General features: G+C 38.2%; 9 protein-coding genes. All 9 read left to right on the forward strand.

Annotated elements, in window-relative coordinates; translation table 11 throughout:
• Window positions 1-3 precede the first annotated feature (3 nt).
• Window positions 4-1,662, forward strand: coding sequence for a DNA repair protein RecN (gene recN, locus O3640_RS10480; protein ID WP_227955327.1), 1,659 nt, complete (start codon window positions 4-6; stop codon window positions 1,660-1,662).
• Window positions 1,663-1,699: 37 nt separating this feature from the next.
• Window positions 1,700-2,428, forward strand: coding sequence for a metallophosphoesterase family protein (locus tag O3640_RS10485; protein WP_060554037.1), 729 nt, complete (start codon window positions 1,700-1,702; stop codon window positions 2,426-2,428).
• Between the two features lie 63 nt (window positions 2,429-2,491).
• Window positions 2,492-3,325 (forward strand): DegV family protein, encoded by an 834-nt coding sequence (locus O3640_RS10490; RefSeq protein ID WP_125366924.1) that lies wholly within the window; start codon window positions 2,492-2,494, stop codon window positions 3,323-3,325.
• A gap of 144 nt (window positions 3,326-3,469) precedes the next feature.
• Window positions 3,470-3,745, forward strand: a complete 276-nt coding sequence (locus tag O3640_RS10495) for an HU family DNA-binding protein (RefSeq protein WP_008809079.1) — start codon at window positions 3,470-3,472, stop codon at window positions 3,743-3,745.
• A gap of 365 nt (window positions 3,746-4,110) precedes the next feature.
• Window positions 4,111-4,581: a peroxide-responsive transcriptional repressor PerR gene (gene perR, locus O3640_RS10500; protein ID WP_082307102.1), complete on the forward strand. Its 471-nt coding sequence runs from the start codon at window positions 4,111-4,113 to the stop codon at window positions 4,579-4,581.
• Window positions 4,582-4,742: 161 nt separating this feature from the next.
• Window positions 4,743-5,435, forward strand: a complete 693-nt coding sequence (locus O3640_RS10505; RefSeq protein WP_125366925.1) for a phosphoglycerate mutase — start codon at window positions 4,743-4,745, stop codon at window positions 5,433-5,435.
• A 110-nt stretch (window positions 5,436-5,545) separates the two neighbouring features.
• The gene (locus tag O3640_RS10510; protein WP_045634687.1) at window positions 5,546-5,761 is read left to right on the forward strand and encodes a YozE family protein; all 216 of its coding nucleotides are present in this window, start codon (window positions 5,546-5,548) and stop codon (window positions 5,759-5,761) included.
• An 84-nt stretch (window positions 5,762-5,845) separates the two neighbouring features.
• A complete protein-coding gene (locus O3640_RS10515) occupies window positions 5,846-6,844 on the forward strand; it encodes a PhoH family protein (protein WP_125366926.1) in 999 nt (332 codons plus the stop codon).
• Between the two features lie 387 nt (window positions 6,845-7,231).
• Window positions 7,232-9,092, forward strand: a 1,861-nt coding sequence (locus tag O3640_RS10520; protein WP_371586860.1) for an Sgo0707 family adhesin, incomplete at its 3' end; no start/stop codon positions are given.

Genomic DNA, 9,092 nt, shown 5'->3' on the forward strand with positions numbered 1-9,092 from the left:
GCCATGTTATTAGAAATTTCTATAAAAAACTTTGCTATTATTGAAGAAATCTCTCTTCATTTTGACCAAGGGATGACAGTCCTGACCGGCGAAACTGGGGCAGGAAAGTCTATCATTATCGATGCTATGAATATGATGCTGGGTAGCCGTGCTACTACAGATGTTATTCGTCATGGAGCTACTAAGGCAGAAATTGAAGGATTGTTTTCATTGGAGAATAGCTCAGCTATAGAAGCAATTTTTGAAGAGCAGGGCTTGGAATTGACTGATGAGCTTATTATCCGCCGAGAAATTCTGCAAAATGGCCGTAGCGTCAGCCGGGTTAATGGACAGTTAGTTAATCTATCAGTTTTGAAGGCTATTGGTCAACATTTAGTAGATATTCATGGTCAACACGATCAGGAAGAATTAATGCGTCCTCAGCTTCATATAGCCATGTTGGATGAGTTTGGAGATGAGGATTTCGTTGCCTTGAAAGCTTTCTATCAAGAAACCTTTGATCACTATCGTCAGCTTCGCAAACAGGTTCTGACCTTGCATAAAAATCAAGAGGAGCATAAGGCTCGCATTGAAATGCTAGAATTTCAGATGGCTGAAATTGATAGTGCTTCCTTGAAAACTGGTGAAGACAAAGCTCTCCACCAAGAACGTGATCGCTTACTCAATCACAAGCTGATTGCTGATACCTTGACCAATGCATACGCTATGTTGGATAACGAGGATTTTTCTAGTTTGGCTAATGTGCGTTCAGCTATGAACGATATGGAGTCTATTGAAGAATATGACCCAATATATAAGGAATTATCTTCGAGTCTTTCTGAGACCTATTACGTTCTGGAAGATGTGACTAAACGGTTGGAGGATATCTTAGATGGCCTAGATTTTGATGGCAACCGCTTGATGCAGGTTGAAAGTCGTTTAGATTTGATTAACAGTATCACTCGAAAATATGGTGGCCAAGTAGATGATGTTCTAGAATATTTTTCGCAAATTTCGAAAGAGTACCAGCTACTGACAGGTAGTCATTCATCTTCTGAAGATTTAGAGGCAGAACTTAAAGAGTTAGAAAAGCAGTTGGTGAATTTGGCTGGACAGCTTAGCCAAGCAAGGCATACTTTAGCTAAACAACTTGAGTCGGAAATTAAGCAGGAACTGCAAGATCTCTATATGGAAAAAGCGAATTTTCAAGTTCAATTTAACAAGAGCAAGTTTAACCGTGAAGGTAATGAGCAAGTGGAGTTTTATATTTCAACTAATCCTGGAGAAAACTTTAAGCCTTTAGTTAAGGTTGCATCAGGTGGGGAATTATCTCGTCTAATGCTTGCAATTAAATCAGCTTTTTCTCGGAAAGAAGGAAAGACTAGTATAGTCTTTGACGAAGTTGATACAGGAGTTTCGGGTCGTGTAGCTCAAGCTATTGCACAAAAAATCCATAAGATTGGCAGTAATGGTCAGGTTTTAGCAATCTCTCATCTGCCACAAGTCATTGCCATTGCAGACAACCAATTCTTTATTGAAAAAATTTCTGATGAAAATTCTACTGTTTCAACTGTTCGTCTCTTGGACTTCGATGAGCGAGTGGAAGAAATTGCTAAGATGTTAGCTGGTGAAAATGTAACAGAAGCCGCTTTGAGCCAGGCGCGTGAATTATTAAAGAAATAGGCTTGCAGAAGTACTTTTGATCAAGAGGGGGAGAAAGATGACTGATTACTTTGTTATTGGGGATGTTCATGGCAAGTATGACATGCTAAATGACTTATTGCAAAAGTGGGATGGTCATTCTCAGCTGGTCTTTTTAGGTGATTTGATTGATCGTGGGGAAAATAGCCGAGCTGTTTTAGAGAAAGTTAGAGACTTGGTAAATCAGCAAGGAGCGATTTGCTTATCAGGAAATCATGAGTTTATGTTTCTGACTTGGTTGGATAATCCAGCTAAGTCTTATGACCATTACCGCCGAAATGGTGGGGATACAACTATTAATTCTATTTTGGGACGGCCTTTGGATGCTCCTGTTGACGCAGTATTGGATGCGCAAGCTGTTTTAGAAAAGGCACCAGATTTAGTTGAATTTATCCGTAAAATGCCTTTTGTGCTGGAGACAGATAAATATATTTTTGTTCATGCTGGAATTGAATTAGACTTGGATGATTGGCATGATACTTCAGACTATCAAAAAGTCTGGATTCGAGCTCCTTTCCATGAAGGAGACAATCGTACAGGGAAGACGATAGTCTTTGGCCATACACCAACTTTCTATCTTTTCCATGAAAAACCTGGAATCAGCCAACTTTGGCAGACATCAGATGGGAAAATTGGTATGGATGGCGGTGCTGTCTATGGTGGTGTCTTGCACGGACTACTTTTGGATGATTCGGGGATTAAAGAGCATCACTTTATAAGAAATGACCAATGTTCTTCAGAAGGTTAGCCATTCCAAAAATGAAATTATTTTGATATAATAAAAACAATAAATGCAATAAGTAGGGAAAAAATGGCAAAAATAAAAATTGTAACCGATTCTTCCATCACGATTGAACCAGAAGTTGTAAAAGAGTTAGATATTACAATTGTTCCGCTCTCTGTCATGGTTGACGGTGTAGTTTATTCAGATTCGGATTTAAAAGAGGGTGAATTTTTACGCCTGATGAAGGAAAGTAAGAATTTACCAAAAACGAGTCAGCCTCCGGTGGGAGTCTTTGCTGAAGTGTTTGAAGCACTGGCAGAAACAGCTGATCATATCATAGCTATTCATATGTCACATGCTTTGTCTGGTACTATTGAAGCAGCAAGGCAGGGTGCTACTCTAGCTAATGCAGATGTGACCATTATTGATAGCTCTTTTACAGATCAGGCTCTTAAATTTCAGGTGGTAGAGGCTGCTAAACTAGCTAAAGATGGTGCTGAGTTGGATGAGATTTTACAAAGAATAGAAGAAGTAAAAGAAAAATCCGAACTTTATATTGGTGTTTCGACTCTTGAGAACTTGGTTAAGGGTGGGCGAATCGGTCGGGTGACTGGCTTAATCAGCTCATTGCTTAATATCCGAGTAGTGATGCAAATGAAAAATCACCAGCTCCAAACAATTGTAAAAGGCCGAGGGGATAAAACCTTTAAAAAATGGTTGAATGAGCTGGAGGATAAGTTGACGAATGTAGATATAGAAGAAATTGGCATTTCCTATGCAGGAACTCCTGCTTATGCTACAGAAATGAAAGAAAGATTGCAAAAGTTTGTTGAAAAATCAATTTCTGTACTCGAAACTGGGTCGATTATTCAAACGCATACTGGCGAAAATGCTTGGGCAATTTTAATTCGATACCGCTAAGTATTAAATAAGAAAAATCAAAGGAAATCAGCCTAGAAAAATTGTAAAAACGTTGTTTTAGGCTTGACCTAAAAACGTTTTTAAGTTATGATAGTACATGTTAGGGTATTCATTACCCGATAAAATTTTTGGAGGATTTGTTAAATGGCTAACAAACAAGATTTGATTGCAAAAGTAGCAGCAGCTACAGAATTGACTAAAAAAGACTCAGCAGCAGCTGTTGATGCAGTATTTGCAGCTGTAACTGAATACCTTTCAAAAGGTGAAAAAGTTCAATTGATCGGTTTTGGTAACTTCGAAGTTCGTGAACGTGCAGCTCGTAAAGGTCGCAACCCACAAACTGGTAAAGAAATCAAAATCGCAGCTTCTAAAGTTCCAGCTTTCAAAGCAGGTAAAGCACTTAAAGACGCTGTTAAATAATCTTGATTTTCAAAGCCTATTGTATCAACGTTTTGACGTTGTACAATAGGCTTTTTTGTTGCTTTGGGGCAAAGTTGGGGAGATTATCTGTTTAATAGTTTAACAATATGTACGTCTATTTTTGAGTGATATGTGTAAGTAGTTATATAATAGACATAGAATCTGAAAGATAACTATTTTTAATGTTCAATTATTTTCAATGCCGTTTTGCAATTAAATGATTTAATAAAATTATTCCAAGTCAGATTAATGATAGAGAGTAAAAAATCTATTGATAAAAATTCTTATTTACAATCATTCTTAATAGTCAAGATTGCTTATACGTGATATAATGTAGGTAGCTAGTAAGAATAGGGAAGAAGAATATGAAAGAACATAAGCACCATCTGGACCAGAATAAAGAGTACTATCAAGATGTACTAAACCATTTGAGAGAAAAAGGAGTTCGTATTACAGAGACTCGAAAGGCTGTGATTGATTTTATTATCCAAAGCCATGATCATCCCAGTGCTGATATGATTTATCAGGCTCTACTGCCTGCATTTCCAAATATGAGCCTGGCAACAGTTTACAATAATCTCAAGGTTCTCATTGATGAGGGATTTGTTTCCGAGCTTAAGGTCCGGAATGATACTACAACTTATTACGATTTTATGGGTCATCAGCACCTTAATGTTATCTGTGAAAAATGCGGTCGGATTGCTGATATGGATTTAGATTTACCAGATGTTCAGCAAGAAGCGGCAGATCAGACGGGATATCAGATCACTAAGAGTCAAATGGTGGTCTATGGTATCTGCCCAGATTGTGTGGCCCGACAGCAGGAAGCTAGTTAAAAATAAAGGGAAAGTTGGGATCGCTCTCCCTTTTTGCTAGCTCTAATATTCTGGTTAAAAATATCACAAATATCTTACTGAGACTAGCTTTTTAAGGAAAAATTTTGTAAAATATAATGGTAGCTGTATGACAGTTTTCAAAAATTAAAGGAGAATTTCTAATGGTAAAATTAGTTTTTGCTCGCCACGGTGAGTCTGAATGGAACAAAGCTAACCTTTTCACTGGTTGGGCTGATGTTGATTTGTCTGAAAAAGGAACACAACAAGCGATTGACGCTGGTAAATTGATCAAAGAAGCTGGTATCGGATTTGACCAAGCATACACTTCAGTATTGAAACGTGCGATCAAAACAACAAACTTGGCTCTTGAAGCTGCTGACCAATTGTGGGTTCCGGTTGAAAAATCATGGCGCTTGAACGAACGTCACTACGGTGGTTTGACTGGTAAAAACAAGGCTGAAGCTGCTGAACAATTTGGTGATGAGCAAGTTCACATCTGGCGTCGTTCATACGATGTGTTGCCACCTGCAATGCCTCGTGATGACGAATACTCAGCACACACTGACCGTCGTTACGCTTCACTTGACGACTCAGTAATTCCAGATGCTGAAAACTTGAAAGTGACTTTGGAACGTGCCCTTCCATTCTGGGAAGACAAAATCGCTCCAGCTCTTAAAGATGGTAAAAACGTATTCGTAGGAGCTCACGGTAACTCTATCCGTGCCCTTGTAAAACACATCAAACAATTGTCAGATGACGAAATCATGGGTGTGGAAATTCCTAACTTCCCACCATTGGTATTTGAATTCGACGAAAAATTGAACGTGGTAAAAGAATACTACCTTGGAAAATAATAGTTAGAAAACAGGAGGCTTAGGCTTTCTGTTTTTGATTTATTTGATATAATAGACTGTAATATTTAAAGTATGTGCAATTCTATAGAATTGTGACAGAAAGGAATCAAGTGAGAAAATCATTTTATAGTTGGCTCATGACTGAGCGCAATCCAAAGAGCAATGAACCAAAGGCGATTTTAGCTGATTTAGCTTTTCAGGATACGGCTTTTCCCAAGCACACTGACGATTTTGATGAGGTCAGTCGATTCTTGGAAGAGCATGCTAGTTTTCCTTTTAATCTAGGTGACTTTGATGCAATTTGGGAGGAATATCAAGCACATTAGAGAAAGGTTCCAAATAGTCTTTTTTTGCTTGCTTTGATATAATAAAGGTAATTCATTAAAAAATAAATGAGAGAGGTTCTTTGTTTGCAGGAACATTCAGTAGAAATTAAGTTGAGCCATCCAGATGATTCATTCCACCTTTTTGGATCTAATGAACGACATCTGCGTCTGATGGAGCAGGAATTAAAGGTGACGATTCATGCCCGTACTGAAATTGTGCAGGTATTGGGAGAAGAGACTGCTTGTGAAGAGGCTAGACAAGTGATTCAATCTCTCTTGGTCTTGGTCAATCGTGGTATGACCATCGGAACGCCCGATGTGGTCACAGCCATTACCATGGTCAAAAATGACGAGATTGATAAGTTTGTTGCCCTTTATGAAGAAGAAATCATCAAGGATAGTTATGGTAAGCCAATTCGGGTCAAGACACTCGGCCAAAAAATATATGTGGACAGTGTCAAGAATCATGATATTGTCTTTGGGATAGGACCAGCTGGTACAGGGAAAACCTTTCTGGCGGTGACCTTGGCGGTGACAGCTCTCAAGCGTGGGCAGGTCAAGCGAATTATCCTGACACGTCCAGCAGTAGAGGCTGGTGAGAGTCTGGGCTTTCTGCCTGGTGACCTTAAGGAAAAGGTAGATCCTTATCTGCGTCCGGTTTATGATGCCTTGTATCAGATTTTGGGCAAGGACCAGACGACGCGCCTTATGGAGAGAGAAATTATTGAAATTGCTCCTTTGGCCTATATGCGGGGGAGAACTTTGGATGATGCTTTTGTAATTCTAGATGAAGCGCAAAATACGACCATCATGCAGATGAAGATGTTTCTAACTCGGCTGGGCTTCCAATCTAAGATGATTGTTAATGGAGATATTAGCCAGGTTGACCTACCACGTAATGTTAAATCTGGTTTGATTGATGCCCAGGAAAAATTAAAAAATATTTCTCAGATTGACTTTGTGCATTTCTCGGCTAAAGATGTAGTCCGCCATCCAGTGGTGGCTCAGATTATTCGGGCTTATGAACCGGCAAATCCTATCAAATCTGACACCTCAGAAGTAACAGATAAGAAAACTGAATAAAGAAAAAGAGCAGATTTATTTCTGCTTTTTATTCTGCGATTTTTAGTCTGATTTGATTCGTAATATTAGGACCAAAAACTACCAAATATAATTGTGCGTTAGACGTATTGAAAAAATCTGGCGCAATAAGGTGTGCAACAAAATTGAAAATTGGGCAGTAAAAAATCTGGTATAAAAGGCGAAATTTTTGTTTTTATAAGATGATAATACTGTTAATATATGTATTATAGAGAGAAGGAATAGAAAAACAAAAAATAGTAATTATTTTCTTGATGCTACTTTCATTTACAATATTTTTGTGATAGAATGTGGTGAATATGTCTATTTAAAATGATTGAATACTAATCATTTTTAATTTGGAGATAAATTATGAAAAGGAGAAGTCGGATGAAGATGCGATTTACTACCAATTTTGGTAAAAAAATGAAGGCGTTTATAGGCCTAATCGTTTTATTTTTTTCTATTTTTCTTCTTCCAATTCAGTCTTATGCTGCGTTAGAAGAGATTAAAAATGGAACGGATATCTCTACCTTGGATATTCGTAAGTTTAATTTGAATATCAACAATGTCAGTGTTTTATCCAAATCACAGTCTGTTGATCAATTTCATTTATCAAATCCCCATTATGAATATCTAAGTGGTGGTGCCTATCCAGGTGAGATGGAGAACTTTACTCTCAAAGTAGATAAAAGTAAAAAACAGGATCAAGTTTTTGAAAATCCTCTTTCTCTAAAATTCACAAATATTGGAACCGTTAATGGTAAGCAAGTAGATGCTTATCTAAATTTCAATAAAGTAACCCTGCACTATCTAAACACTGCTCAAGCAGAATCTGAGATGAATAGCGCTCAAAAATCTACTGTTGAATTTTTCTCAATCTCAGAATTGTGGGAAAGCAATGCATTTGAAATTGGGAATGTCCCTTATGTGGATGCGAATCATGATTACATCATGAATAAGGCATTTTGGATTGATGCTGATGTTACGGCAGAAATTCGCTATGCAGATGGAACAGAGACTGACTTAAAATTAGTCATGAAACCAACTGATATTGATGCGATTGATGCAAATAATTTGAAGGAAACATTCTACGTTAAAAACTATCAGAATGATGTAAATCTTCGATTAATGAACAATGCCAATGTCTTACAACAGGAAGAAGCAGGTGACCGTACTTCATGGATTGCCACTCAAATAACAGGTGGTAGTTACTATGAAAATAACGTTTCAGGTTTAGCGCTTCGTTCAAATAGTAACAGTATGAATTTCGGTTATTCATCAACTGAAACCTGCTCGGCGGTATTTGGGCTTTATATTGAAAAGATTGATCCGCGGCCAGTTCTTGAGGTTGATCCAGCTGAGATTCCAGCCAAGGACGGACAAGATGTAACCTATAAAGCTACTTTTAAAGTTCCGGTTCCAGGTAAGGATATTTTAGCTGCTCCTTCATCTATTGAAATGGTCCAAAAATTTGATGAGCGCTTAGACTATAAAGAACTTAAAGTTGAATCAGGTGGAGTAACTCTGCAAGAAGGTCGTGATTATACGATTGAAAAGACAGGTCAAACAGTTACCGTTAAAATGACACCTGAATACCTAAAAGGGAACTCTTCGTCGGATATCATTATTACCTATAAAACAGCTACAAACAAAAAGGTAGAAGAAAAAGGTTCTGAAAAAATTGACAACACTGTAACATTGCATGTTGATAATTTATCAGCTCCTTCTAATCAGGTAAGTACTGCTCTTCTTTATGAAAAGCATCATGAGTTTGTGAGTGGAACTCCAGGTAAAGAACTTCCACAAGAAGTGAAAGACCTGCTTCCAGCAACAGAAAAGAATTTATCTAATGGAAGCCAAGTAACCCCGACTCAACCAAGTAAAACGGAAGTTAAGACGGCAGAAGGCACTTGGAGCTTCAAGTCCTATGACAAGACTTCAGAAACCATCAATGGAGCGGATGTTAAGTTTGTAGGAACCTGGGAATTCATCCCGGCGCCAACCTACAAAGCTACTCACGAGTTTGTCAGTGGAACTCCAGGCAAAGAGCTTCCACAAGAAGTGAAAGACTTGCTTCCAGCAGACCAAACAAACTTGAAAGATGGTAGTCAAGCGACTCCGACTCAACCAAGTAAAACGGAAGTTAAGACGGCAGAAGGCACTTGGAACTTTAAGTCATACGACAAGACTTCTGAAACCATTAATGGAGCGGATGCTCACTTCGTTGGCACATGGGAATTCACCCCAG

Origin of the sequence: Streptococcus sp. 27098_8_75, from assembly GCF_041432475.1 — a bacterium.
Classification (GTDB): domain Bacteria; phylum Bacillota; class Bacilli; order Lactobacillales; family Streptococcaceae; genus Streptococcus; species Streptococcus gordonii.